Origin of the sequence: Amycolatopsis sp. NPDC026612, from assembly GCF_040638285.1 — a bacterium.
Classification (GTDB): Bacteria; Actinomycetota; Actinomycetes; order Mycobacteriales; family Pseudonocardiaceae; genus Amycolatopsis.
This window is the reverse complement of sequence record NZ_JBEZYB010000009.1, coordinates 170,071-194,825: the sequence shown is the minus strand read 5'-3', so window position 1 is coordinate 194,825 and position 24,755 is coordinate 170,071. Positions and strand designations below refer to the sequence as shown.

At 71.1% G+C, this 24,755-nt stretch carries 25 protein-coding genes; 7 read left to right on the top strand and 18 right to left on the bottom strand.

Going from position 1 to position 24,755, the window contains the following annotated elements:
- Window positions 1-103 precede the first annotated feature (103 nt).
- The 4 genes from AB0F15_RS12895 to AB0F15_RS12880 all read left to right on the top strand — a co-directional run bounded on the left by AB0F15_RS12895 (window position 104) and on the right by AB0F15_RS12880 (window position 4,479).
- On the top strand, window positions 104-1,642 hold the full coding sequence (locus AB0F15_RS12895) for a sugar ABC transporter ATP-binding protein (protein ID WP_360269467.1): 1,539 nt from the start codon (window positions 104-106) through the stop codon (window positions 1,640-1,642).
- Window positions 1,639-2,664 carry an ABC transporter permease gene (locus AB0F15_RS12890; protein ID WP_360269465.1) on the top strand — a complete coding sequence of 342 codons (1,026 nt, stop codon included), beginning with the start codon at window positions 1,639-1,641 and terminating at the stop codon, window positions 2,662-2,664. Before AB0F15_RS12895 ends, AB0F15_RS12890 begins: the two co-directional genes overlap by 4 nt.
- A gap of 2 nt (window positions 2,665-2,666) precedes the next feature.
- On the top strand, window positions 2,667-3,326 hold the full coding sequence (locus AB0F15_RS12885; RefSeq protein ID WP_360269463.1) for an FCD domain-containing protein: 660 nt from the start codon (window positions 2,667-2,669) through the stop codon (window positions 3,324-3,326).
- Between the two features lie 70 nt (window positions 3,327-3,396).
- Window positions 3,397-4,479 carry a glycoside hydrolase family 88 protein gene (locus AB0F15_RS12880; RefSeq protein ID WP_360269461.1) on the top strand — a complete coding sequence of 361 codons (1,083 nt, stop codon included), beginning with the start codon at window positions 3,397-3,399 and terminating at the stop codon, window positions 4,477-4,479.
- Window positions 4,480-4,487: 8 nt separating this feature from the next.
- On the opposite strand, the gene AB0F15_RS12875 is transcribed toward AB0F15_RS12880, so the two are convergent.
- The 11 genes from AB0F15_RS12875 to AB0F15_RS12825 all read right to left on the bottom strand — a co-directional run bounded on the left by AB0F15_RS12875 (window position 4,488) and on the right by AB0F15_RS12825 (window position 15,108).
- Window positions 4,488-5,795, bottom strand: coding sequence for a DNA polymerase IV (locus AB0F15_RS12875; protein ID WP_360269460.1), 1,308 nt, complete (start codon window positions 5,793-5,795; stop codon window positions 4,488-4,490).
- A gap of 1 nt (window position 5,796) precedes the next feature.
- The gene (locus AB0F15_RS12870) at window positions 5,797-6,108 is read right to left on the bottom strand and encodes a transcriptional regulator (protein ID WP_103335624.1); all 312 of its coding nucleotides are present in this window, start codon (window positions 6,106-6,108) and stop codon (window positions 5,797-5,799) included.
- Window positions 6,105-6,728, bottom strand: a complete 624-nt coding sequence (locus AB0F15_RS12865) for a hypothetical protein (protein ID WP_360269458.1) — start codon at window positions 6,726-6,728, stop codon at window positions 6,105-6,107. Before AB0F15_RS12865 ends, AB0F15_RS12870 begins: the two co-directional genes overlap by 4 nt.
- 57 nt (window positions 6,729-6,785) lie before the next feature.
- Complete coding sequence (locus AB0F15_RS12860; protein ID WP_360269456.1) at window positions 6,786-7,517, bottom strand: ABC transporter permease; 732 nt, start codon at window positions 7,515-7,517, stop codon at window positions 6,786-6,788.
- A complete protein-coding gene (locus tag AB0F15_RS12855) occupies window positions 7,514-8,413 on the bottom strand; it encodes an ABC transporter ATP-binding protein (protein ID WP_360269454.1) in 900 nt (299 codons plus the stop codon). Before AB0F15_RS12855 ends, AB0F15_RS12860 begins: the two co-directional genes overlap by 4 nt.
- A gap of 171 nt (window positions 8,414-8,584) precedes the next feature.
- Window positions 8,585-10,156 carry an alpha/beta hydrolase gene (locus AB0F15_RS12850; protein ID WP_360269452.1) on the bottom strand — a complete coding sequence of 524 codons (1,572 nt, stop codon included), beginning with the start codon at window positions 10,154-10,156 and terminating at the stop codon, window positions 8,585-8,587.
- Between the two features lie 203 nt (window positions 10,157-10,359).
- Window positions 10,360-10,755: a hypothetical protein gene (locus AB0F15_RS12845; protein WP_360269450.1), complete on the bottom strand. Its 396-nt coding sequence runs from the start codon at window positions 10,753-10,755 to the stop codon at window positions 10,360-10,362.
- A gap of 53 nt (window positions 10,756-10,808) precedes the next feature.
- Window positions 10,809-12,527 carry an aminotransferase class V-fold PLP-dependent enzyme gene (locus AB0F15_RS12840; RefSeq protein ID WP_360269448.1) on the bottom strand — a complete coding sequence of 573 codons (1,719 nt, stop codon included), beginning with the start codon at window positions 12,525-12,527 and terminating at the stop codon, window positions 10,809-10,811.
- The gene (locus AB0F15_RS12835) at window positions 12,524-13,291 is read right to left on the bottom strand and encodes an amino acid ABC transporter ATP-binding protein (protein WP_360269446.1); all 768 of its coding nucleotides are present in this window, start codon (window positions 13,289-13,291) and stop codon (window positions 12,524-12,526) included. The genes AB0F15_RS12840 and AB0F15_RS12835 overlap by 4 nt, the downstream gene beginning before the upstream one ends.
- On the bottom strand, window positions 13,284-14,171 hold the full coding sequence (locus tag AB0F15_RS12830; RefSeq protein WP_360269444.1) for an amino acid ABC transporter permease: 888 nt from the start codon (window positions 14,169-14,171) through the stop codon (window positions 13,284-13,286). The genes AB0F15_RS12835 and AB0F15_RS12830 overlap by 8 nt, the downstream gene beginning before the upstream one ends.
- Complete coding sequence (locus AB0F15_RS12825) at window positions 14,158-15,108, bottom strand: ABC transporter substrate-binding protein (RefSeq protein ID WP_360269442.1); 951 nt, start codon at window positions 15,106-15,108, stop codon at window positions 14,158-14,160. The genes AB0F15_RS12830 and AB0F15_RS12825 overlap by 14 nt, the downstream gene beginning before the upstream one ends.
- Window positions 15,109-15,205: 97 nt before the next feature.
- Between AB0F15_RS12825 and AB0F15_RS12820 the strand changes: the two genes are divergently transcribed.
- Window positions 15,206-16,189 carry a Gfo/Idh/MocA family oxidoreductase gene (locus tag AB0F15_RS12820; protein ID WP_360269440.1) on the top strand — a complete coding sequence of 328 codons (984 nt, stop codon included), beginning with the start codon at window positions 15,206-15,208 and terminating at the stop codon, window positions 16,187-16,189.
- Here AB0F15_RS12820 and AB0F15_RS12815 read toward each other — a convergent pair.
- The gene (locus AB0F15_RS12815; protein ID WP_360269438.1) at window positions 16,150-16,731 is read right to left on the bottom strand and encodes an NADAR family protein; all 582 of its coding nucleotides are present in this window, start codon (window positions 16,729-16,731) and stop codon (window positions 16,150-16,152) included. The two genes, AB0F15_RS12820 and AB0F15_RS12815, sit on opposite strands and share 40 nt — an antisense overlap.
- A 55-nt stretch (window positions 16,732-16,786) precedes the next feature.
- Complete coding sequence (locus AB0F15_RS12810; protein ID WP_360269437.1) at window positions 16,787-17,992, bottom strand: glycosyl hydrolase family 8; 1,206 nt, start codon at window positions 17,990-17,992, stop codon at window positions 16,787-16,789.
- 155 nt (window positions 17,993-18,147) lie between these two features.
- On the opposite strand from AB0F15_RS12810, the gene AB0F15_RS12805 reads away from it, so the two are divergent.
- Complete coding sequence (locus AB0F15_RS12805) at window positions 18,148-18,549, top strand: PPOX class F420-dependent oxidoreductase (RefSeq protein WP_360269435.1); 402 nt, start codon at window positions 18,148-18,150, stop codon at window positions 18,547-18,549.
- Between the two features lie 135 nt (window positions 18,550-18,684).
- Here AB0F15_RS12805 and AB0F15_RS12800 read toward each other — a convergent pair whose 3' ends face one another.
- The 3 genes from AB0F15_RS12800 to AB0F15_RS12790 all read right to left on the bottom strand — a co-directional run bounded on the left by AB0F15_RS12800 (window position 18,685) and on the right by AB0F15_RS12790 (window position 21,250).
- Window positions 18,685-19,233 (bottom strand): TetR/AcrR family transcriptional regulator, encoded by a 549-nt coding sequence (locus tag AB0F15_RS12800; protein WP_360269433.1) that lies wholly within the window; start codon window positions 19,231-19,233, stop codon window positions 18,685-18,687.
- Window positions 19,233-20,786, bottom strand: coding sequence for a long-chain fatty acid--CoA ligase (locus tag AB0F15_RS12795; RefSeq protein WP_360269431.1), 1,554 nt, complete (start codon window positions 20,784-20,786; stop codon window positions 19,233-19,235). Before AB0F15_RS12795 ends, AB0F15_RS12800 begins: the two co-directional genes overlap by 1 nt.
- Before the next feature lie 101 nt (window positions 20,787-20,887).
- On the bottom strand, window positions 20,888-21,250 hold the full coding sequence (locus AB0F15_RS12790) for a helix-turn-helix domain-containing protein (protein WP_360269430.1): 363 nt from the start codon (window positions 21,248-21,250) through the stop codon (window positions 20,888-20,890).
- Window positions 21,251-21,342: 92 nt separating this feature from the next.
- On the opposite strand from AB0F15_RS12790, the gene AB0F15_RS12785 reads away from it, so the two are divergent.
- Entirely contained in the window at window positions 21,343-21,729 is a 387-nt protein-coding gene (locus AB0F15_RS12785; protein ID WP_360269428.1) for a RidA family protein, read from the top strand.
- On the opposite strand, the gene AB0F15_RS12780 is transcribed toward AB0F15_RS12785, so the two are convergent.
- Entirely contained in the window at window positions 21,726-22,925 is a 1,200-nt protein-coding gene (locus AB0F15_RS12780) for a GTPase (protein WP_360269426.1), read from the bottom strand. The two genes, AB0F15_RS12785 and AB0F15_RS12780, sit on opposite strands and share 4 nt — an antisense overlap.
- Window positions 22,922-24,703, bottom strand: a complete 1,782-nt coding sequence (locus AB0F15_RS12775; protein WP_360269425.1) for an isoniazid inducible protein IniA — start codon at window positions 24,701-24,703, stop codon at window positions 22,922-22,924. The genes AB0F15_RS12780 and AB0F15_RS12775 overlap by 4 nt, the downstream gene beginning before the upstream one ends.
- Between the last annotated feature and the right edge of the window lie 52 nt (window positions 24,704-24,755).

Genomic DNA, 24,755 nt, shown 5'->3' with positions numbered 1-24,755 from the left:
CCCGCGGGCCGCCCTACCCCCCCCCCCCCCCCCCCCCTTTGTCTTTGTATTTTCTTTAAACACAACAAAAACCCCCCCCCCACCGCCGTACGGAAGGGACACCATGTCCGGCTCTCCACCCGCGCTCGCCGTCGAGGGCATCGGCAAGCGCTTCTCCGGCGTCACCGCCCTCGACGACGTCTCGCTGGAGTTCCGCTCCGGCGAAGTGCTCGCGCTGATGGGCGAGAACGGCGCCGGCAAGTCGACGCTCCTGCGCGTGCTGTCCGGCGACCAGGGACCGGACGACGGCCGGCTGCTCCTGGACGGCGCCGAAGTCACCTTCGACACCCCGCGCGCGGCGATGGCGGCCGGGGTGCGCGTGATCTACCAGGAACCCGAGATCATCCCGCACGTTTCGGTGGCGGAGAACGTCTTCGTCGGCGAACTCCCCGCCAAGGCGCGGGTGTTCAACCGCCGCACGCTGCTGAACGCGACGCAGGCCGCGCTCGCCGAGTACGGCTTCGAAGGCGTGCTCAACCCGATGACGCTCGGCGTCGCGCTGTCGGCCGCCCAGCGGCAGATCGTCGAGATCCTGCGCGTGCTCACCGCGGCCACGCCCCCGCGTGTGATCGCCTTCGACGAACCGACGTCGTCGCTGTCCGAACACGAGGTGGAGGCGCTGTTCCGGCTGATCGGCCGGCTGCGCGACAGCGGGGTCGCCGTTGTCTACGTCTCGCACCGGATGAAGGAGATCTTCCAGCTCGCCGACCGCGTCGCCGTGCTGCGGGACGGGAAGCTCGTCGGTGTCCAGCAGGCCGCGGAGACCGACGAGAACAGCCTCGTGCGGATGATGATCGGCCGCGACCTCTCGGCGCTGGAGCGCCGCACCACCCAGGAAACCGGCGCGGTCGTGCTCGAGCTGGACCACGTGACCACGGACGACGTCACCGACATCTCCCTCGAGGTCCGCGCGGGCGAGGTCGTCTGCCTGGCCGGGCTGGTCGGGGCCGGGAGGTCGGAACTGGCCCGGGCGATCGTCGCCGACCTGCCGATCCGGTCCGGCACCGTCGAGCTCGCCGGGAAACCGCTGCGCGCGCACAACCCGGGTGACGCCGTCAAAGCGGGCATCGGCTTCGCGCCCGAAGAGCGCAAGACGGACGCGTTGCTCATGCAGCGGTCCGTACGCGACAACGTGTCCATCGCCGTCCTCGACCGGCTTCGCCGCTTCCGCGTCGTGAAGCGCGCGAAGGAACGCGCGCTCGTCGAGGAGTACGTACGCGAGCTTCGCGTGCGGACGCCGTCGATGGAGCAGGAAGTCCGCAAGCTCTCCGGCGGCAACCAGCAGAAAGCCGTCCTCGCGCGCTGGCTCGCCCGGCGGCCGAAGCTGCTGATCCTCGACGAGCCGACGCGCGGGGTCGACGTCGGCGCGAAGGCCGAGATCTACCGGATCATCGACGGCCTAGCCGCCGAAGGCATCGCACTGCTGGTCATCTCCTCCGACCTGCCCGAGGTGCTGACGCTGGCCGACCGCATCCTCGTCATGCGGGCCGGGCGGCTCGCGGGCGAGATCAGCCGCGAAGACGCGACCGAGGAAGCCGTGCTGACCCTCGCCATCCCCGAAACCGAACCAGCCGTGGACGACGCCCAGGAGATCGGCGCATGAGCACCCCCACCAAGGAAACGTCGGCCCCCACCGCCCCGGCGCAACCGAGCGCCGCACGCCGGGTCTTGACCGGCATCGGCGTGCAGAACTCCAGCCTGATCATCACGCTCATCGCGCTCGTGATCCTGCTGTCGGTGCTGAACGAGAACTTCTTCCGCACCAACAACCTGCTGCTGATCGGCAGCGCGATCACCATCATGGGGCTGCTGGCCCTGGTCCAGACGCTGGTGATCATCCTCGGCGCGCTGGACATCTCGGTCGGGTCGATGGCCGGGCTCGCCTCGGTCATTTCGGCGATGGTGTTCACCTCGACCGGCAACGCCGAGGTGGGCATCCTCGCCGCGGTCGGCGTCGGCATCCTGTGTGGCCTGGTCAACGGCCTGATCATCATCTTCGGCCGGGTCAACCCGGTGGTCGCGACGCTGGCCATGCTCGCCACCTACAAGGGCATCGCGCAGGTCATCTCGGACGGCAAGGCGCAGGGCTACACCGGCGGCGACGACCTGTTCATCTTCCTGGCCAAGGGGTCCGTGCTCGGGCTGCCGTCGCTGGTGTGGGTGTTCCTGATCGTCGCGGCCCTGCTGCACTTCCTGCTCAAGTACACCGACATCGGCCGCAACGTCTACGCCATCGGGGGCAACGACACCGCCGCGCGGCTGGCCGGCATCAACATCAACCGGTACATCATCGGCGTCTACGCCCTGGTCGGCGTGGTCGCCGCGGTCGCGGGCGTGCTGATCACCGCGCGGACCGGCTCCGGCCAGCCGACGTCCGGCTCCGAAGGCCTGGAGCTGCAGGCCGTCACCGGCGCCGCGCTCGGCGGCACGATGCTCAAGGGCGGCCGCGGGTCCATCATCTCCACCGTGCTCGCGGTGGTCATCCTGGGCGTGCTCGACAACGGCATGTCGGGGCTGGGCATCAACCCGTTCTGGCAGAACGTCGCCCACGGCGCCCTGCTGGTGATCGCGGTCGTGCTGCAGCAACTGCGCAGCGGGGAGCGGCGCGTCGGCCTGCCCGAGTAGCGGTGCGGAACCTCCACGCGCGCATCGTCGACGAACTGGGCAGGCTCATCGTCGAAGGCGTTCTCGGGGACGGGCAGCCGCTCGTCCCCGAGGAACTCGGCCGCCGCTTCTCCGCGTCCCGGACGGTGGTCCGCGAAGCGTTGCGCGTACTGGAGTCCAAGGGCATGGTCACCGCGCGCCCGCGGGTCGGGACGTGGACGCTGCCGCCCGAGGCGTGGGACGCGATCGACCCGGACGTCATCGCCTGGCGCGTCGGCGGTCCCGGCGGCCACGAGCACCTGCGGGAACTGTGGGAACTGCGGCTGGCGATCGAACCGCAGGCGGCGCGGATGGCGGCACGGCACCGGCGTCCGGACGAGCTTTCGGCGATGGCGGCGGCGTACGCGCTGATGGCCGACGCGGTCGAGCGCGGCGACGGCGAAGCGTTCCAGGACGCCGATTCGCGGTTCCACGCGGGGTTGATCCGGGCGTCGGGGAACGCGTTGATCGCGCAGCTGCAGGTGCCGGTGGTCGCCGCTTTGCGTGCGCAGGGCGAGCAGATGGAGCTCGTGGCGCACTCCCGCGTGCTGACGCTGGTGCTGGCGAAGAACCCTGACGGTGCCGAGTCCGCCTCGCGCCGATTGCTGGAAACCGTTGCGGCGTACCGCTCATCGGCACCTTGACACGGTTACCGGGACGCGCTTGACTCGCTGCGGATGACCGCCGCCATGACGTGCTGAGGAGGACGCTTTCATGCGTTTCCCGGGAATTCGTGGTTTCGGCGTGCTCGCGGCCGCGGCGCTGACCGGCGGCCTGCTGTCGGCACCGGCACTGGCCGCCGCCCCGCCCGAGTGCGCGATCACCGGTCAGATGGTGTCCGCGGGCAACTACTGGGTCGCCAACGGGACGAACCTCGACGCGCCGGACTGGCAGAACGCGACGTTCCACGTCGGCAACCTGGCGCTGGTCCGGACGACCGGCCAGTCCAACCACAAGACGTACCCCTGGGCGCAGGCCAACAAGTACCTGCTGCCGGAGGACCCGAAGCGGCCGTTCTTCCCGGACAACCAGGCCGCCGGCGAGGCGTACCTGGACCTCTACACCTACTTCCACCCGGAGATCCCGCTCGACTCGATCCGCACCCGGGTCCAGGCCGAGGTGGCGTCCGTGCAGGCGGGTCACCGCGACTACTGGAACTACGTCGACGCGCTGAACATGGCGATGCCGTCGTTCGCGCGGATGAGCCTGATCGACCACGATCCGTCCTATTCGGACGCTATGAACAGCTTGTTCTCGTACACGGAACACAAGCTGTTCAACGAGTTCACCGGCCTGTGGTACCGCGACGCGCGGTTCAAGGGTTCGGGCGTGTTCTGGTCGCGCGGCAACGGCTGGGCCCTGGCGGCGCTGACGAAGGTGCTGCAGGTGCTGCCGGCCGACGACCCGCAGCGCCCGGAGTACCTGCGGGTGTACAAGAAGATGGCGGCCACACTGGCTTTGGTCCAGCGGCGTGACGGCTTCTGGAACTCCGACCTGCTCAACCCGTGGGACCACGGCGGCCCGGAGGCCAGCGGCACGGCGTTCTTCACGTTCGGCCTCGGCTGGGGCATCACCGCGGGCATCCTCGACGCGGCCCGCTACCGCCCGGTGGTCGACAAAGCGTGGACGGCGCTGTCGACGAAGGCGCTGCAGCCGAGTGGCCTGGTGGGGTACGTCCAGCCGGTGGGCGACCGCCCGGCGACGGCAAAGGCCACGGACACGGCGGCCTACGGCGTGGGCGCGTTCCTGCTGGCGGGCCAGGAAGTCGCGAAGCTGCAGGGCTGCTCGGCGGAGTAGGCCCCCGGTCAGCGCAGGCAGTCGCCGGGTTCGCCGCGGGTCAGGGCCGGGTCCGACTGGGGAAAGGTGCGCGCGACGCCGGGTCCCGATGACCGGTGCTCGAAACGGACCGTCACCCGGCCGTGGCCCGCGCCCTGGACCCAGCCCGTGCCGAATTCCGGGTGGACCACGTCGTCGCCCTGACGCCATTCCGAGGGCGGTGCGGGAGCCGGCGCCGGTGTGGAAGACACCACCGTGGGCGCCGAAGGAGCCGTGGCGAGGGTGAACAGCGCGTCCTGGTGGGGTACCGAAAGGCTGCTGTAGGCGACGCCGGCCAGCCGGATGCCGCCGAACTCCGCCGGGTCGATCAGCAGCCGCTCGGCGGTCGCGGCGAGCTCGGCCAGGTCGTCCGTGGGCGCGGAGATCGTCTCCGAACGGGTCACCGTGTGCATGTCCGTGTGGCGCAGCTTGATCACCACCGTCCGCGCCACCCGGCCGGCCTTGAGCAGCCGCTGGTGCGCGCCCACCGCGATCCGGCGGACCTCCGCTTTCAACGAGGCGAGGTCCTTGATGTCGGTGTCGAACGTCGTCTCGGCGCTGACCTGCTTGGTCTCGGCGCGGCCGGCCACCGGGCGGTCGTCGGCGCCGGTCGCGAGCCGCCGCAGGTCGCGGCCGACGACGCCGCCGAGCGTGGCCACGGCGTCCTGTTCGGACAGTGCCGCCAGCTGCCCGAGCGTCTGGACGCCGATGAACCGCAGCTTGCCCTCGGCGACCGGGCCGATGCCCCACAGCGCACGCACCGGCAGCGGCGCGAGGAACTCCCGTTCGGTGCGCTGCGGCACCACCAGCAGCCCGTCCGGTTTGGCCTCGTCGGAGGCGATCTTCGCGATCTGCTTGCCGTTGCCCGCGCCGATCGACGCCACCAGGCCGGTCTCCGCGTGGATCCGGGCCCGCAGCGACGCGCAGAACTCGGTGACCGCTTCGAAAGGAGCGCCGACGAGCGAAGGCGGTTCGGCGAAGGCTTCGTCGAGGGAGATCTTCTCCAGCACCGGCGCGACCTCGGCGACGACGGCGAAGACCTCCTGGCTGAGCCGCTCGTAGACGCGGAACCGCGGCGGCACGATCACGCCGTTCGCCGGCAGCAGCCGCCGCGCCTGGGCCATCGGCATCGCCGACTTGATGCCGAACGCCCGCGATTCGTAGCTGGCGCCGGCGACGACCCCGCGCGGGCCGAGGCCGCCGACGAGCACCGGGCGCCCGGCCAGCGTCGGGCGGGTGAGCTGCTCGGCCGACGCGTAGAAGGCGTCCAGGTCGAGGTGGATCACCCAGCGGCCCACGTCAGTCCCCGCCGGTGGCGTCCAGCAGCTGGTGCAGCGCCTTGGTGTAGCTCTCGAACGCGGCCCGGCCGGCCGCGGTCAGCCGGACCAGGGTGACCGGCGTGCGGTGCTCGTACGCCTTGGTGATCTCGACGTACTCGGCGTCCTCGAGCTTGCGCAGGTGCGTCGAGAGGTTGCCTGCCGTCATGTCCAACAGCTGCTGCAGCCGCGGGAAGGTGATCTGGTCGCCTGAGCGCAGCCCGGCGAGCGCGACCGTGACCCGCAGCCGCGCCTGGGCGTGGATGACCGGGTCGAGCTGCGGCAGTTCGCTCATCGGCCGGTCTTCTCGCGGACGAAGTAGACGATCGCGCCGAGCAGGAACCCGCCGCCCCCGCAGACGGTGAGCACGAGGAAGTTGGCCGGGTAACCGACCAGCACGCTCAGCGCGGCCGACACGATCATCCACGCGCCGAGTCCGTACATGAGCTTGTCCTGCCACACCATGCCGCCCGCCAGGTACATCACGCCGGTGAGCAGCAGCCACGTGCCGGTCCACAGCAGCGACACCTGATCCGTGGACAGGGCCTGGAAGCTCGTGATCCGGATGTCGACGACCATCAGCCCGATCGAGGAGAGCGCCCAGCCGTAGCCGTACATCGCGCCGACCGTGCGGGACGGCCCGCGGATCCCGCGGCCGGTGCGGATGCTGGTGAAGGTCGTGTAAGCGACGGCGCCGAGGAACAGCAGCGGGACGACGAGCCCGCCCGCGACCCAGCCCGGCACTCCCACGCCGGGCAGCGTCGTGACGTACGTGAAGCCCCAGCCGACGATCCAGGCGAGGGCCCAGGCGGCGAGCATCCGCGCCGGGCCCCCGCCCAGTTCCCGGCGGGTCCGCCGGTTCTGCTGGGCGATCAGGTTCAGCGACTCCTCGGCCGACATCGGCTCGTCTTCCACCTGGTTCGCCCTCCTCCCGTGCAGACCCCGCAACGCTGCACGGAAGCTAACACGCATTCACAACCGGGCCGTGTCCAGCCGGAACCGGCGCACCACGACCAGGGCGGGCACGACCAGCCAGCCCGCGAGCACGAGCACCGCGACACCCAGCCCGCCCTGGTGGGCCAGCGGTTCGAGGCCGACGCGGCCGAGCCAGTACGTCGGGAAGAAGTGCGCCACCGTCGACATCCAGTCCGGCAGCACCTCCAGCGGGATCCACAGGCCGCCGAGCATGCCGAGCGGCATCATCAGCGCCCCGGTGACGGCGCCGACGGTGTCGCCCTTGCCGAACAGGCCGATGGCGAGACCCAGCACGGCGAACGGGAGCACGGCGAGCCACAGCGACACCAGCACCAGACCCCACTGCGCAGCGGTCATCTCGACCCCCGTCGCCAGCCCGGCGAGGAACAGCACCGCGAGCACCGGCAGCGCCACGGCCATCGCCGAGAGCACCTTGACGACGAGGTAGCCGGGGCCGCGCATCGGCGTCAGGCGGAGCTGGCGCTGCCAGCCGTCCGTGCGTTCCTGCGCCACGCGCGTCCCGGTGAACAGGGCGCCGCCGCTCGCGCCGTACGCGGCGAGCTTGATCATGGTCTGGACATCGGCGGGAAGACCGTTCTCCAGCACCAGCTTGCCGAAGATCGAACCGAACAGCAGGTACATCGCCACCGGCATGCCGATGGTGAAGATCGTGAACTGCGGGCTGCGGACGATCCGCTTGATCTCCAGGCTCAGGTACGTCGTGTTCACGCGGCGACCTCCTCGGCGGTCAGCGCCAGGAAGGCCTCTTCGAGGCCGAGCGCGGTGATTTCGATGTCGGACGCGGCCGGGTGCGCCGCGAGCAGGGCGCGGATCGTCGCGTCGGAGTCGGCGCAGGCCAGCTCGGCGCGGCCACCGCGCAGCTGCACGCCGGTGACGCCGGGAAGCGCGGCCAGCTCGGCTTCGGTCGCGCCGGGCACGACCGCCTTGAGCACCCGGCCGGACACCGCGGCCCGGACCTCGGCGACCGGGCCGTCGGCGACGACGGCGCCGTGGCGCATCAGCACGACGCGGTCGGCGTAGTCCTCGGCCTCGGCGAGGTAGTGGGTCGCGAACAGCACTGTCCGGCCGCCGGCGGCGAACTCGCGGATGGCCGCCCAGAACGCCCGCCTGCCGTCGACGTCCATCGCCGCGGTCGGCTCGTCGAGCACGAGCAGCTGCGGGTCGCCGGCCAGGGCGAGCGCGAACCGGACGCGCTGGCGTTCCCCGCCGGACAGCTTGCCGCAGCGGCGTTTCACGAGCTTCTCGAGACCCGCCCGGGCGATCACCTCTTCGGCGGGCAGCGGCTTCTCGTGCGTCGAGACGATCAGGCCGACGATCTCGCCGACCGTGGCGTCCGGCAGCAGCGCGCCGTTCTGCATCATCGCGCCGACCAGGCCCCGGTCGACGGCGTCGCGGGGGCTGCCGCCGGCGACGGTGACCTCTCCCGCGTCCGGCTTGGTCAGGCCGAGCAGCATGTCGACGGTGGTCGACTTGCCCGCGCCGTTCGGCCCGAGCAGCGCGACGACCTGGCCCCGGGCCACCTCGACGGACACCCCGCCGACCGCCGTGACCGACCCGAACCGTTTGGTGAGGCCGTGGAGTGCGAACGCCGGTCCCCCAGTCATGGCGTCCTCCTTTCGCTCGTGGACTTTGCATCGCAAAGTCGATGGCTCACTTTGTAACACAAAGTCCACGCAGACTCAAAGTCCCCGGCGGCGAAAAGCGCGCGGAGCCCATAAAGAAACGGGGTGCCGGGCAGTTGTGCCCAGCACCCCGTTTCTCAGGGTTTACGCAGGTCAGCCGGCAAAACGCCCGGCCACCAGGCCCTGCGTCGCCGCCACGTCGGCCTTGGCGGCCGTCGGTACCGGCGGCGTCGGCTGCGGCAGCGGGGCGCACTCGACGTCCGCCGTCCGGCCCGGCTTGCGGACCGGGAGCGCGCCGGTCGCCAGGTAGTCGGCGATCTTGGTGTCGACGCACGCGTTGCCGCGCGGGGTGATGGCGTGGCTGGTGCCACCCGGCTCCGCGATCAGCGAAGCACCCGGGAACCGGCTGCGGACCTCGAGGCTGCCTTCGAACGGCGTCGCCGCGTCGAGCGTCTCGTCGATCATCAGCACGCTCGGCACGCCCCGGCCGTCGACCTTCACCGGCTTGCCCGCCTTCGCCGGCCAGTACCGGCAGGGCGCGTTGAACCACGCGTTCTGCCAGGTGAAGTACGGGGCCTTGGTGAAGGTCTGCCAGTTGTCGCGCCGCCACTGGTTCCAGCTCTGCGGCCACTGGACATCGGTGCACTGGACGGCGAGGTACACCGCGTAGCCGTTGTCGTCGCCACGGCCGCCGAAGGCCTCGAAGAGCGTCTTCCAGTTCTGCCAGTCACCCTTGTTGACGAACCGGGACAGCGCGTCGCCCAGCAGCGTCCACCGCAGCTGGTAGTAGCTCGCCTGCTGGATGACGTCGATGATCTCGTCCGGCCCGATCACGCCGCCGGCCGGGGTGAAGGACGCCTTGAGCAGCTGCTCGTTGACGACCCGCTGCACCGCGGCCTGGGTCTTGCCGAGGTGGTAGACGTCGTCGTGCTGGGCGAGCCAGCCGAACCAGATGAGGATGTTCTTGTCGAACGCGATGTCCTGGTTCAGGTTGTCGCCGTACCAGACGCCGCGCGGGTCGACCGTCGAGTCGAGCACCATCCGGCGGACGTTCTGCGGGAACAGCGAGCCGTACACCTGGCCGAGGTAGGTGCCGTAGGAGTAGCCGTAGAAGTTGAGCTGCCGCTGGCCGAGCGCCTTCCGGATCGAGTCCATGTCCTGGACCGTGTCGGTCGTCTTCATGTTCTCCAGCAGCGCGCGCGAGTTGTTCTTCGCGCAGGCCTCGGCGTACCCCTTGGACCGGTCGAGCCAGGTCCGCTCCAGCTGCGGGGTGAACGGCACGTACTGCGGCCGGTCGTAGTCCATGTAGTTCGGGTCGCAGCTCAGCGCGGGCTTGCTGGCGCCGACGCCGCGCGGGTCGAAGCCGATCCAGTCGTAGGCGTCGCCGGCGTGGTTGGGCACGCGCGGGCCGCGGGTGGCCAGCAGCAGGCCGGACCCGCCCGGACCGCCCGGGTTCGTCAGCATGACGCCCTGGTACTGCGCGTCGGCCACCTTGTGCTTGACGCGGCTGACGGCGAGCTGGACCTGCTCCCCGGCCGGCTTGCGGTAGTCGAGCGGCACCGCGAGGTACCCGCAGTCGGCGCCCGCGGCGATCAGCGTGGAATCGGTGCACGGCCCCCAGGCGATCGTCGCCTGTTTCGCGGGTGCGGCGTTCGCGGCCGGCGCGGCCACGAGCGCGGATGCCAGCGCAGCGGCGGTGACCGCGGCAAAAACGGCACGTCTCACTGTTTTATCCCTTTCCCTGCGACTTCGGGCGGGAGAACCCTAGACCCGGCGGGACGGTCAACCGGGTCTGTTGCCGCGAATGCCCTACGAAAGGTGGAAATCGGGTGGCACGGGCGTTCCGGTTACCGCGGAGGCCGTGGAGTCCTTTGTAGAGTGATCAGCGTTTCGGGAAGCCGCTGCCGGAGCCGGGTCGCTCAGGGCGATCAGCCGGGCGTGCCATGGCGCCGGACGAAGGCGTCGATCAGCTGCCGGCGCTCGGCCGACGTCGCCCGCTCCAGCTCGACGGTGTCGCCGTCGATCGTCACCTTGATCTTGTGCCGGCCCGCCTGGCGGCCCAGCCACTCGCGCAGCGTCTCGACCAGGCCGGGGAACACGCCGCCGGCCGCGCTGAACGCCACCATGAGCGACCCGATCGTGACCGGGTCGGCGGCCTTCGCCCCCGGTGGCAGGTCCCCGGCCGGGACGGCGGCGAGCACGTCGAGGTCGAGCTCGCTCAGCTCGGCGCGCAGCCGGCGGGCGAGCCGGTCGAGTTCTTCGGCGTCCGCCTCGTCGTCCGCTTCGAGCCGCACCAGGGCCCGCTGCGTGTCCGATTCGGTCATGCGCGCCATCGTCCGCCCGGAAAGCGCAGGTGACAAGGTCCGATCGGGCAGCTTCAGGCGCGGATTTCGTTGAGGTAGTTGTAGATCGTGTAGCGGGTGACGTCGAGGCGGCCGGCCAGGTGGTCGACCGCGTCCTTGATGAGGAAATAACCGGCTTCGTCGAGTTCCCGCACCACGGCGGCCTTGTGACGTTTCTTCATCAGGTCCACCGGGATACCCGCCTTCGCCACGGCCCGGTCCACCAGGAACCGTTGCAGGCTGTCGACGTCCGGTGGGAAAGTCTCCGGCTCGCCGTTGCCGGCCGGGGCCGCGGCGGGGTCGGCGCTGTTGACGCACAGACAGCCCACCGCCACCCCGTCGGCGTCCCGCAGGAACAGCGTCGAAGAGCGGATCGGCCGGCCGTCCGGGCCGTGCGTGCGGTAGTTCGTCAGGTCCTGGGTGGTGCCGCGGCGGACCAGGCCGAGCAGCAGGTCGGTCATCGGGCCGCCGACGTTGCGGCCGGTGAGGTCGCCGGCGATGGCGATGATCGAGTCCGGCAGCCGGCTCAGGTCGTGCAGCAGGACCTCGTTGCCCGGGCCGAGCATCGCCGCGAGCCCCGGGATGGCGGGCACCAGCGCGGTGAGCACCTCGTGCGTCGTCGCACCGGCGGCCGGGACCGCCAGCGGTTCCCGGGGCCGGGTCAGGGTCTCCAGCGCTTCCCGGAGCAGGTCCGCGGCGGCCGCCGGGGTCGAGGCGTGCGGCGAGAGCCGGACGTGCTCGGGGCGGACGGTCGCCGCGATCCCGGCGGTGGCCAGCGCCGCCCCGACCTGCTCGGCGGGGTGGCCGGGCAGGGTGAACGCCAGGATGCCGGCCCGGCGCTCCACCGCGGAGACGACCTCGGCACCGCACGCGGCCAGCACTTCCTCGAAAGCCCCGATCCGCTCGGCGATCCGCGCCGCGATGGCGCCCACCCCGGCGTCTTCGACCAGCTCCAGCGCCTCGGCGAACGCGCCGGAGGTGACCGGGCTGAGGTTGGAGATCGACCAGGCCTGTGCGGTCGTGTCCGGCGGGTGGATCTCGTCGTCGAACAGGCCGGGGTCGCGCGCGCCGGTCCAGCCCGACAGCACCGGGTCCATCCGGTCCAGCGCCCGATCGGACAGCACCGCGAAGCCGGTGCCCCAGCCGGCGCGCAGCCACTTCTGGCCACCGACGACCAGGACGTCGGCCACCTCCCACGGCGCCTCGATCACGCCGAAGCCCTGGATGCCGTCGACGACCAGCAGCCGGTCGCCGACGACGTCGCGCAGCGCGGCCAGGTCGGCGCGGAACCCGGTGCGGAAGTCGACCGCGCTGACGCTGACCGTCGTGATCTCCGGCGTCAACGCTTCCGCCACGCGCTCCGGGGTGACGTAACCGCCGGTCAGGCGGCGCAGCTTGAGGCGGCCCGCCTGCTCGGCGCGCGCCCACGGGTAGGTGTTGGCCGGGAACTCCGCCGCCGACACGAGCACCTCGCCGGTGCTGTGGAACGCCGCCTGGAACAGGCCGAGGCTGGTGTGCGGGAGCAGCACGGTGTGATCGGTGTCCGAGCCGGACAGCCGCGCCGCGGCGGCCTTGGCCCGGACCTCCTGCCGCATCAGCTCGTCCACTGTGGACGGTCCAGCTGTGGTGGCCTGGTCGAGGAGGGCGGCCGTCGTGTCGAGCACCGCGTGCGACGGCGGCCCGAAGCGGGCGAAGTCGAGGTAGCCGGCGGGCTCGTCGAACTGGAGCAGGTACCGGGGCGAAATCCGCGTCACGCGAGGATCCTCGCCAGGAACTGCCGCGTGCGTTCGTGCTTCGGCGCGCTCAGCACCTCCGACGGGGGCCCGGTCTCGACGACGGCGCCGTCGGCCAGGAACACCACCTCGTCGGCGGCCTCCGCGGCGAAGCTCATCTCGTGCGTCACGACGACCATCGTCATCCCCTCCCCCGCCAACGTACTCATGACCTCGAGGACCTCGCCGACCAGCTCGGGGTCCAGCGCCGACGTCGGCTCGTCGAACAGCATCAGCTTCGGTTTCATCGCCAGTGACCGGGCGATCGCGACGCGCTGCTGCTGCCCGCCGGACAGCTGCGCCGGGTAGGCGTCACCGCGGTGCCCCAGGCCGACGCGGTCCAGCAGCTCCAGCCCCTGCTTACGGGCTTCGTCCGGTTTGACGCCGAGCACCCGGATCGGACCCTCGACGACGTTCTCCAGCGCCGTCCGGTGCGCGAACAGGTTGAACCGCTGGAAGACCATGCCGATGTCCCGGCGCTGCCGCGCCACCTCGCGTTCGCGCAGCTCGTAGAGCTTCCCGCCGCGCTGCCGGAAGCCGATCGGCTCGCCGTCGACCCAGATCTGGCCGGCGTCGATGGTCTCGAGGTGGTTGATGCAGCGCAGGAACGTGCTCTTCCCGGCGCCGGACGGCCCGAGCAGGCAGACGACCTGGCCCTTGTGGACCTCGAGGTCGATGCCGCCGAGGACTTCGGTGTGGCCGTAGGACTTCCGGACGCCGACGGCACGCAGCAGCGGCTCAGACACGGGCACTCCTCACCAGCGGCACGCCGCGCAGGGCTTTCCCGGCGCGGGCGAGCGGCCCGCGATCGGCTTGGCCGAACGCGCGTTCCAGGTAGTGCTGGCCGACCCCGGCGACGGTCACCACGACCATGTACCAGACGGCTGCGGCCAGCAGCGTCTCCATCACCAGCAGGTTGTTCGACGAAATGTTGTTGGCCGCGTGGATCAGCTCGGTCACGCCGATCACCGACGCCATCGACGTGCCCTTGAGCATGTTGATGAAGTCGTTGCCGGTCGGCGGGATGATCACGCGCATGGCCTGCGGCAGGACGACCCGGTGCAGCGTCGCGGCGGGTGTCATGCCGATCGACTTCGCTGCCTCGGTCTGCCCGCTGTCGACGCTGTTCAGCCCGGCGCGGACGATCTCGGCCATGTACGCGCTTTCGTTGAGCGCCAGGCCGAGGAACGCGGCGGTGAACGCGCTGATCAGCACGTTCGTCTGCGCGTGGACGAGGAACGGGATGTCGATCACCGGGAAGACGAGCGCCAGGTTGTACCAGAGCAGGATCTGCAGCAGCACCGGCAGCCCGCGGAAGATCCAGATGTACCCGGCGGCGAACCAGCGGGCGACCGGGTTGGCGCTGCGCCGCAGCAGGGCGATGACGATGCCGAGCACGATCGCGACGGCCTGCGACAGCACCGCCAGCACAACGGTGTTGAGCAGGCCGGTCGCCATCACCTTGTAGAAGACGAAGTCCGGCACCTGGTCCCACGCGATCTGCGCGTTGCCGAGCGCGATGCCCAGCAGCACGAGCAGCGCGAGGATGATCGCGGCGGCGACCCAGCGGCCCCAGTGCCTCAGCCGGACGATGGGCAGCGGTTCGGCCGGTTCAGGAGCCACCATTGACCGCGGCCTCCTTGATGGCGCCCTGCTCGACCCCCCAGGCCTGCAGGAGCTTGCCGTAGGTGCCGTCGGCGATCAGGGCCTGCAGTGCCTTTTGCACGGAGTCCCGCAGCGGCGTGTTGGCCTTGTTGACGCCGATGCCGTACGGACCGCCGTCGATCGGCTCGCCGGGGACGACCTCGAAGAACTTGCCGTCACCCGCCGTCCGCGAGATGTAGACAGCGCTCGGGAGGTCGTTGAGGATCGCGGCGACGCGCCCGGTGCGCAGCTGGTTCTGGTTCTGGTTGTCGCTGTCGGTCGCGGTGACGTCGACGGCAGGCTTGCCGGCCTGCGTGCACTTCGTGCTCTGCTCGGCGGCGAACTTCTGGTGGCTCGTGCCCTGCACGACGGCGACGTTCTTGCCGCACAGGGTGTCCGGGCCGGTGATGCCGTCCGGGTTGCCCTTGCGGATCATGATGGTGATGCCCGAGGTGAAGTAGTCGACGAAGTCGATCTGGGCCTGACGGGCCTTGGTGTCGTTCATGCCGGCCATGGTGAGGTCGGTGCGGCCGGACTGGAGGCTGGTGATGAGCGAGCCGAACGCCATGTCCTGGTGGGTCACGGTGACGCCGAGCTTGGCGGCGATCGCCTTGGCGAGGTCGACCTCGTAGCCGATCGGCGTCTTGCCGTCGGCGGCGTAGAAGTTGTTGGGCGCGGACTGCAGGTTCGACGCCAGGTGCAGCACTCCCGCCTGCTTGACGGTGGCCGGCAGGGCGGCGTTGAGCTGCGCGTCCTTCTGCACAGCCTGGACGATCGCGGCGGTGTCCGGGATGCCGGACGCGGGCGCGCCGGCGGCCTGCGACGTCCCGCCCGCGCCGTCCGGACCGCCGCCGCAGGCCGTCACCAGCACGGCCAGGCTCGCGAGCAACACCGCCTGCGCGGCGTGGGAACGGGACATAGCGGACCTCCACTGTTCGACTGGCCGGAACGCTACAACGCGGTGTTGAAGAGGTCAACTGGCTGTTGAAATTCTGGCCGGTGCTAGCTTCGCGCCCATGAGCCTGCGGATCGGCATCCTGGGGGCGGCTCGCATCGCGCCCGCGGCCTTGATCAAGCCCGCTTCTTCGCACGCCGACGTCACGGTCGCGGCAGTCGCGGCCCGGTCGCCCGAGCGCGCGCAAGCGTTTGCGACCAGGCACGAGATTTTGCGAGTGCATTCGTCCTACGAAGCACTGCTCGCCGACCCGGACATCGACGCCGTCTACAACCCGCTGCCGAACGGCCTGCACGGGCGCTGGACACGAGCGGCGCTGGCGGCCGGGAAGCACGTCCTGTGCGAGAAGCCGTTCACGGCCAACGCGGAGGAGGCGCGGGAGGTCGCTCGGGCGGCGGCCGCTTCGGACCGTGTGGTGATGGAAGCGTTCCACTACCGCTACCACCCCTTGGCGCTGCGGGTGGAGGAGATCGTGGCTTCGGGCGAGCTGGGTGAGCTGCGGCGGGTCGAGACGGCGTTGTGCTTCCCGCTGCCGAAGTTCTCGGACATCCGCTACGACTACGGCTTGGCGGGGGGCGCGACGATGGACGCGGGCTGTTACGCGGTCCACATGGCCCGGGTGTTCGGCGGCGAGACCCCGTCGATCGTGTCGGCTTCGGCGAAGCTGCGTTCGCCTCGGGTGGACCGGGCGATGACGGCGGAGCTGAGGTTCCCGTCCGGGCACACGGGCCGGATCGAGTGCTCGATGTGGTCGTCGTCGGTGCTCAAGATCAGCGCCAAGGTGATCGGCTCACGCGGGTCGCTGTCGGTGCTGAACCCGCTGGCCCCGCAGGCGTACCACCGGCTCTCCGTGCACATCGGCGACGCCCGCCGCACGGAGAAGTTCCCGCGGCGGGCGACTTACGCCTACCAGCTGGACGCGTTCGCGGCGGCCGTCCTGCGGGGCGAACCGGTGAAGACCTCGGCGGCCGACGCGGTCGAGACGATGACCGTGATCGACGAGATCTACCGGGCCGCCGGACTGCCGCTGCGCGAACCCACCTGAGCCCGCACGTCCGCGAGGACGAAGCCGAGCAGGTTCGCACCGCGCCACGAGCGGGGCAGTCCGGCACGCGGATCGTCGGCGGCCAGGCCGATCCCCCAGACCCGGTCGACGGGACTCGCCTCGACGAGCACGCGGCTTCCGGTCCCGGCCAGGTACCGCCCCAGCTCGGGGTGCTGCCCGAACTTCGCCGCGTTTCCGTCGACCACGATCCCGTAGCGGTGGGCCACCCAAGCCTCTTCGTCGAAGCCCCGCACCCGCCGGCCGAAGTCCTTGGCCTGCTTCGGGTGCACCGCGGTCAGCACCTGCGCGGCCACCTCGTCATCGCCGAAGAGCTTCGCCTTGCGCCACATCATGTAGTGCTCTGCCGTGGCGAAGCGGACCTCGTCGACCTCGAACGGCGAGGGCCACCACTGGCTGAAGCACCCGGCACCGATCCCGCCACCGCGGGGTGGCCGGTGGCCCCAGAAGGACACGTACTTGAACCGCTTCCCCGCGTCGAGAGCGCGGGTCAGCTCCTCGACGCTGCGCGGGTGACCGGTCATGCCGCCAGTCTCGCGGAACGACCGGCCCTCCCGCACACTGTTTTCCGGCTGCCCCCTAGGCGGCCACGTAGTTGCCGCTCAGGATCAGCAGCACCTGGATCGTGATTCCCGTGCCGTAGTAGTCCGTCGCGTCCGGGGACCACGTCGAAATCGCCGTCCACAGCTTGTCCAGCCACGCCTGGCTGCCCGGGTCCGTCATCGCCGCCACGGCGAACGGGGCCGTGAAGCACGGGTGCTGACCGCTTTCGGTCTTCGAGCCCGACAGCGAATAGCCGCTCTGGATCTTCGCCGGGTCGCCGCCCGTGGCCGACTTGATCCACGTGTTCATCTTGCGGACCTGCGCGGCCGCCGCACTGCCCGTAGCCGAAATCGCGTCCGCGCCCAGCCGCCACGGGTCGCGGCAGGCGTTCCAGCTGTACTTGCCGTCGTACGGGCCTTCGAGGAAGTTCGACGGCGCCGGCTTCGGAGTCGAGTCGGTGCTGACCACGAAGTCCGGCAACAGCCCGGTGTTCGGCGCGTACTGCGCCTGCAGCCGGTCCACCGCGGTCTCCGCGCGGGTGCGGACCGAGTCCCAGAAAGCGTCGCCGGTCGCCTTCGCGAACGCGCGCAGGTGGCCCGGCATCCAGTCCGACGAGCGCGAGCTGTTCTTGTACTCCGCGTCATTGCCCCAGTCGCCGAGCAAGGTGAACTTCGTGGTGCCGTTGACCTCGCTCTTCTTGATGGCGTTGATGATCCGCACGGCCTCGGCGTGGTAGTTCACCGCGCCCGCGCTGCCCCACTTCTTGTCCGCGATCAGCAGGCCGTAGGCGATTTCGAGGTCGCCGTCGGTGGCCGAGTCGCCGCCGTTGACGCTCTTGCAGTTCGCGTCCTGCTCGGCCGCGTGCAGGTCCTTGTTGTTGACCGACGGGCGGGCCTTGACGAACTTCAGTATGCCGTCGACGATCGACCGGGCCTGCGGGTCCTTGTCCGCCATCATCGCCGAGATCGTCATGCCGTAGCCCTCGCCCTCGGCGACGAAGGAGTGGTCGGCGTCCTTGGACAGCACGGCGTAGGTGCCGCTGCCGCACTTGGTCGTCAGGAAGTTCTTCTTCCAGAAGTCGTAGTACTTCTGGAGCGCCTGGTCCTGCGTGGCCTGCGAAACGGACGGCCGCAGCGTTCCCGGCACGTACGGCGTGCCCGCCGCCGACGCGCTCGCGGGCACGCTCAGCAGCCCCGCGGTGAGCGCGGCCGAAACCACCACCGCCCGGACGACTCTCTTCATGGCTCCTCCGTAAAGACATCGTTGGCTGCGGCGAAGGTGATCAGAGCCTGACAGACGGCTCAAGACCAGGTCAAGAGCGTTAGGAAACTTTCCTTACTATTACCCAGCGTGGGTCCCCGAAGGCCTGCGCACCCGGACGGACTAGCGTGGCGACCATGCAAACCGACCTCGACGGCCGCGGGCCGGACTTCCGCGCGTTCTGGACCGAGCGCCACCTGGCCACGCTGACCACGGTCCGGCCGGACGGCACGCCGCACGTCGTCGCGGTCGGGGTGACCGTCGACTTCGAGGCCGGCGTCGCCCGCGTGATCACCTTCGCCCCTTCGGTCAAGGCCCGGCTCGTGCGCGCCGCGGGCGCGGCCGGGATCCCCGTCGCGGTCTGCCAGCTCGACGGCCCCCGATGGTCCACTTTGGAGGGACGTGCGGTGCTGCGCGACGACCCGGAATCGGTGCGGGACGCCGAAAACCGTTACGCCGCGCGCTACCGGCAGCCCAAGCCCAACCCGCAGCGGGTCGTCATCGAGATCACCGTGACCCGGGTGCTCGGCAACGCCTAGTTGGCCGTTCCGGTCGCCGAGTTGGCCACTCCGGTCGCCGAGTTGGCCGTACCTGAGACCACCGGGCCACCACGAACGGCCGACCCAGTGACCGGAACGGCCAACTCGGCGACCGGAACGGCCAACCCGGCAGCGTCAGAGGCCGCTCGCGCGGGAGTGCACCAGCCGCGTGTACTCGGCCAGCAACGCCGCCAGCTCGCCGTGCTCCCCCGCCGACGCCAGCTGCTGGTGCCCCACCAGCATCGCCATCCCGAGCGAGGTCAGCGTCCGGGCCAGCGCACGGTTGCCGACGATGCCTTCGACCGCCTTGCCGACCGTCCGCAGCCGGGCGTCGTCGACGTGCTTCTGCGCCGCGCGCACGGTTTCGTCGTTTCGCGCCCACGCCCGGATGGCGGCCTCGGCCTCGTGGGGCAGCCCGAGCGTGAGGTCCATCAGCGCCGCGAAGTCCGCCGCCGGGCCACCGGTGCCGAAGTCCCGCTCGCGCAGGATGCGCACCTGGCGGTTCTCCCAGTGGGCCAGCAGCTGCTCCACGAACCCCGGCCAGCCGCCGAAGTGGTGGTAGAACGAACCGCTCGTGACGCCGAGGTCGCGGCACAGCGCGCCGACGTTCAGCTCGGTGAACCCGTGCTCTGCCAGCACGTTCAGCGCGGCCTCGAAGTACGCCCGCCGCGTCACCGGAGGCATCAGACGTTCCGGTCCCGGTCCCGCCAGTACGGTTCGCGCAGGGAGCGTTTGAGGATCTTGCCGGTCGCGTTGCGCGGCAACGCTTCGATGACGTCGACGCTGCGCGGGCACTTGTAGTGCGCCAGGCGCTCGCGGCAGAACTCGACCAGCTTCTCCGCGTCGAGCCGCTCCCCCGGTGCCGGCGCGACGACGGCCTTGACCTGTTCGCCCCACCGGTCGTCCGGCACGCCGATCACGGCCACCTCGGCGACGCCGGGGAACTCCGCCACCACGCGCTCGACCTCCGGCGAGTAGACGTTCTCGCCGCCGGTGATGATCATGTCCTTGACGCGGTCCTCGAGGAACAGGAACCCGCCGTCGTCGAGGCGGCCGACGTCGCCGGTGCGGACCCAGCCGTCCACGATGGTCTCCGCGGTCGCCTCCGGCTTGCCGAGGTAGCCTGCCATCCGCTGGTCGGTGCGGATCCACACCTCGCCGGTCCCGGCGTCCTCCGTCGTGACCGGGTCGACGATCCGGATGTCCACTCCGGACAGTGCGGTGCCCGCCGAGGCCAGCCGTTCGGGACGCGTGGCGTCGCGGTGGGCCTCGGGATCCAGTGCGGTGACCGCGCCGGAGAGCTCGGTCATGCCGTAGACCTGGGCGAACTTCACGTCCGGCCAGGCGGCGAGCACCGTGCGCAGCAGCGGGAGCGGCATCGGCGAAGCGCCGTAGCAGAGGTACTTCAGCCGGGAGAACGCCTTGAGCGCGGCCTCGCCGGCCTGCGCGATGCCGGCCACGACGGCGGGCACCAGGAAGGCGTGCGTGATCCCGGCCTGCAGCGCCGCGAACAGGGATGCCGCGTCCGGCTCCCGGGTCAGGTAGGTCGGTTCGCCGTAGAGGAAGCCGGAAACCGCGTAGCAGCTGCCGCCGACGTGGAACAGCGGCATCGCGACCAGGTTGACCTCGCCCGGGCCGATCGGGAACGCCGTCCCCGCGGCGAGGCCGTGCGCGAGGACGCTGCGGTGGGTCAGCACCGCGCCCTTCGGGAAGCCGGTGGTGCCGCTGGTGTACATGACCAGCACGCCGTCGTCTTCGTCGACGCCGGTCCCGGCGTGCGGCTCGGCGGCGGCCAGGAAGGACTCGAACTCGTCGGCGTCCCCGCCGACGACCACCACGCGGCCCACTGCGGGCAGCCGGTCGCGGATCGCGTCGAGCGCGGGGCGCAGCTCGGCCCCGACGAAGACCACCTTCGCGCCCGCGTCTTCGAGCACGTACGCGAGTTCGTCGCCCGAAAGCCGCCAGTTGACCACGGCGTTCGCGGCACCGATCCCGGCCGCCGCGAACGTCGTCTCCAGGCAGGCGGGGTGGTTCTTGTCGACGAACGCGACCCGGTCGCCCCGGACCACGCCCGCGGCGGCGAGGGCCCCGGACAGCCGCCGGACCCGCTCGTCGAAGCCCGCCCAGGTCCAGGACCGGTCACCGAAGAGGACCGCGGTGCCGTCCGGGCGTTCCCGCGCCCAGTGCGCCAGGAGCTCGCCGAACAGCCGGACCCGCGGGCGGACGTCTTCGGGCATGGGAGTTCCCTTCGGACCGGCACTGGACCATAGACCGCTCTATGGTGCGCTGCGGGCGGCTGGGCGTCAATGCCGGGCACCCGATCCGTCTTGGTGACCCGTCAGCCGTCGAAGCGGTGCCGGGCGGCTTCGATGTCCTCGATGAACCGCTGGGTCCAGCCGCACATGCTGTCGACCGTCGCGCGCAGGCCCTGGCCGGGCTCGGTGAGGGTGTATTCGACGCGCGGCGGCACGGTCGGGTGCACCTCGCGCTCGAGCAGCCCGTTGCGCTCCAGCATGCGCAGGTTCTGCGTCAGCATCTTGTGGCTGATGCCCTCGACCTCGTTGCGCAGCTCGCTGAACCGCAGCGTGCGCTCGCCGAGCGTCTCGATGATGAGGAACGCCCACTTGTTGGCGACGTCCGAGAAGATCTCGCGCGCCAGGGAATCCGCGCGGGAAAGGTCCGTGTCCTGCTTGGTCACCATCTGGTTACCCCGTCACCGAAAAGTGCCTTCTTCCGCATGGTCCAACACTCTCCTATGGTTCCTGGGTAACCACAAGAGAGCACGGAGGAAAGATGGCTGTCACCCTGGTGAATCCCAGCGAACTGCCCGAGATCGACGTCTACCACCAGGTCGCCGTCGCCGAAGGGACGAAGCTCGTCTTCGTCGCCGGGCAGGTCGCCTGGGAAACCGGACTCGACCTCGCCGCGCAGGTCGAGCAGTGCTACGTCAACGTCGCCGCCGCGCTGGCCGCGGCCGGCGGCTCGTTCGACGACGTGGCGAAACTGACCGTCTACGCCGTCGACTGGACACCCGAGAAGATGCCCGCCCTGCTCGACGGCATCGCCCGCGGCAGCGCCAAGATCGGGACCACGGCGAAGCCGCCCGCCACGCTCATCGGCGTCGCGGCGCTGGACGTCCCGGAGCACCTCGTCGAGGTCGAGGTGACCGCCGTCCTTTAGGCGAACAGCGCGAGCAGTCCCTCGGTGGACCGCACCACCACGTGCGCCGCCGTCCGTTCGGCGTGCGGGCGGTCCGGGCGCTCGGCCTCGTGCCGCCAGCGCCGCAGCGCGTCCAGGCCGGCGTCGTAGATCTCGTTCGGGTCGGCGTCCGGCTCCAGGCCCAGCCGATCGGCGGGGGCCGTGCCCTGCGCGCCCAGCAACCGGACCGCTTCCTCCGCGGGCTCGCCGGACAGCGCCGTGCGGCCGCCGCGGATGTCGGCGATCAGCCGCAGTTCGCGGAAGTCGTGCGCGGCCGCGGCGAAGCGCTCCACCCGGGACACCAGCCGGTCACCGCCCGGCCGCGGCCGATCCGCCAGCAGGGCTTCCAGCCGGATGATCGCCGTCCGGGCCTTCAACGCCTCCGCCCGCGCCACGAAACACCCGGCCAAGGTGTCCCGCAGCTCGCCGAGACCACTGCGGCGCACCAGTTCCGCGGAAAGCTTGACCCGGTCGTCGCAGCCGGTGCGGATCAGCGTGAGGGCCAGCCGGACGCCGAACATCCCGAACCGCACCACCAGCGACCGCCGCGTCTCGACCGGGATCGGCCCGGGGAACGCCGGATCGGTGAACGAATCCACCGACAGCACGTGCCGTTCCAGTTCCTCGCGCGGGACCGCGGCGAACGCCGCCAGCAGGTCGAACTCGTCGTCGCGCAGCGACCGGCCGCCGTAGGCGAGCTGCCCGGCGACGGCGATCACCCCCAGGAACCCCGTGCACAGCGGATCTTCCCGCCACGCGCGCCGCGCCAGCTGCTTCGCGGTGAGCAACGCGTCGATCCGGCCCGCGCCGACCTCGTCGGACCGCGACAGCACCAGCACCGAGTTGACCGCGCTCTGCCGGGCGAACGCCGAGCCGCCCGGCGGGTGTGCCGCCGCGAGCTCGTCCGGCTCGAGGTGGCGGACCAGCCGGACCGTCGCGTCCGGGACGTCGTCCGGCCCCGGGTCGTCCAGGAGCACGAGGTCGCGCAGCGCACGCGTCGGCCATTCGCCCAGCGCGGCAGCGAGTGTCGTCTTCCCCGACGAAGGCGCTCCCGTGAACGCGACCCGCAGCGGCTGCTCCAGCCGGTGCAGGCAGTCGTGCAGCAGCGCCGAAGCCCGCGGGTCGTCCCGGTAGAGCCCGGCCGCGGCGTGCAGCAGGTCACGGACGTCCTGCGTCACGCCGAAAGCTCCCGCCGCTGCTGCCGTCCGGCGATCGTGCCGAGCTCGCCCGCGCGCTGGTGCAGACCGGCGAGCCGGTCGATCTCGCGCCGGATGTGCCCGGTCCGCCGTTCCCGCTCGGCGGTGCCGGCCAGGATCGTTTCGCGCTCGTGCGTGAGTTCGTCGGCGAGTTCCTCGGCCAGCGCGGTGAAGTGGTCGCGCAGCCGCCGCTGCACGAGGCGGATCGAGTCTCGGCATTCCTTGCTGAACCGCAGGAAGACGTCGTCGACGTGCCGCTGCGCCGCTTGCTTGGCGACGGCCTGGCGCCGTTGCAGCCGCATCCCGCCCTCGTCCTTGATCGTCTTCGCCGCGAACGCCGCACCGGCACCGATCGAGACCGGGTTGATCAGCGGCAGCCCGGCGAGGCTGGTGACCAGGCCGAACATCAGCACGCCGCCGTACGACCCGCGCAGGCCGGTGAAGGCCTGCTGGCCGACCTTGAACCTCTCGATCTTCGGCCGCCCGACGTCGTCGAGGGTGTCCACACCGGAGCCGTCGAGCCGCAGGTCGGGCAGCGCGCGGTCGTACTGGGCGCCGAAGCACGCCGCGACCGCCTGCGCGATCCACTCCGCCCGGTCGGCCAGCCACGTGTAGTTGGTGTCGACGGCCTCGGCCAGCGCGTTGTCCAGCCACGGCGCGAAGTCGTCCCACACCTTCGCCGGGTCGCCCTCGTCGAAGGTCCGGTCGATGGTGGTGACGATCTTGCGAGTCCGCTCGCGCAGGTCGTACTCGGCGTCGGACATCAGGTCGGTGATCTCGTCGGAGAGCAGGTTCTGCCACCGGGTGTTCTGCCGCCGCAGGTCGTCGGCGCGGCGCTGGGCCCGCTGCAGCAACGCGGCCTGGCCGAGCCCGGCGTCCTGCCCGGCAGCCTCGACGCGGTCGCGCAGCGACTCCACCAGTTCGGCGGCGGCGGCGCGCACGCCGACCGCGGCGACCAGCGCGCGGGACTGCTCGGGCGGCCGCGCGGCCTGCTCGGCGATCCAGCTCAGCAGTTCGGGAAAACCCGAGCGGGCATTGAGTTCCGCGTCACCCGCCTTCGCGGCGGCTTGGCGCACGACGGCCGAAACCGGCAGGACGGGTGCGTCGATCCCCGCTTCGCCGAGCATGGCGCGGTCGCGTTCGGCGACCGCGCGCCACCCGGGACAGACGTCGATCTTCGTGAGCGCCAGCACCACCTGCGGACACCACGTGCGGACGTGCCGCGCCAGCGCGAGTTCGGCCGCGCTCAGCGGGGCGGTCGCGTCGGAGACGAGGATCACGGCGCCGGCGTCGGCGAGCAGATCCAGCGCCGCGGCCGTGCGCGGTGACCGCGGGTCACCGACGGGCGGGGTGTCGACCAGGACGAGGCCGGCCGAGAGGAGTTCACGGGGCACGCCGACCTCGACGCGGCTGAGCGTGCCGGCGGGCCGGGCGCCGAGTTCGCCGGTGAGCCGTTCGACCGCGACCGGGATCCGTTCGCGGGACCGGCCGACCAGGGTCGCGGCGGGTTCGGGGGCGTAGGCGATTTCCGTGGGGACGGCGGGGGTCGCGGCGTCGCCGACCGCGCACACCGGCGCGTTCAGGACGGCGTTGAGCAGGTATCCCTTGCCCTGTTTGGGAAAGCCGAGCACGCCGAGCCGGGTCTGCCCGGTGGGGGCGTCCCGGCGTCTGCGCAGGCGCTCGGCGAGATCGGCGCGGCCGTGCGTGCGGCACGCGTCCAACGTCTCGTTGAGCACTTCGAGCCAAGCCGGTGCGGTCACGATGGTCGAGTGTCCCCGGTTCACTCCCCGTACGCACACCGGGTGCCCGTCC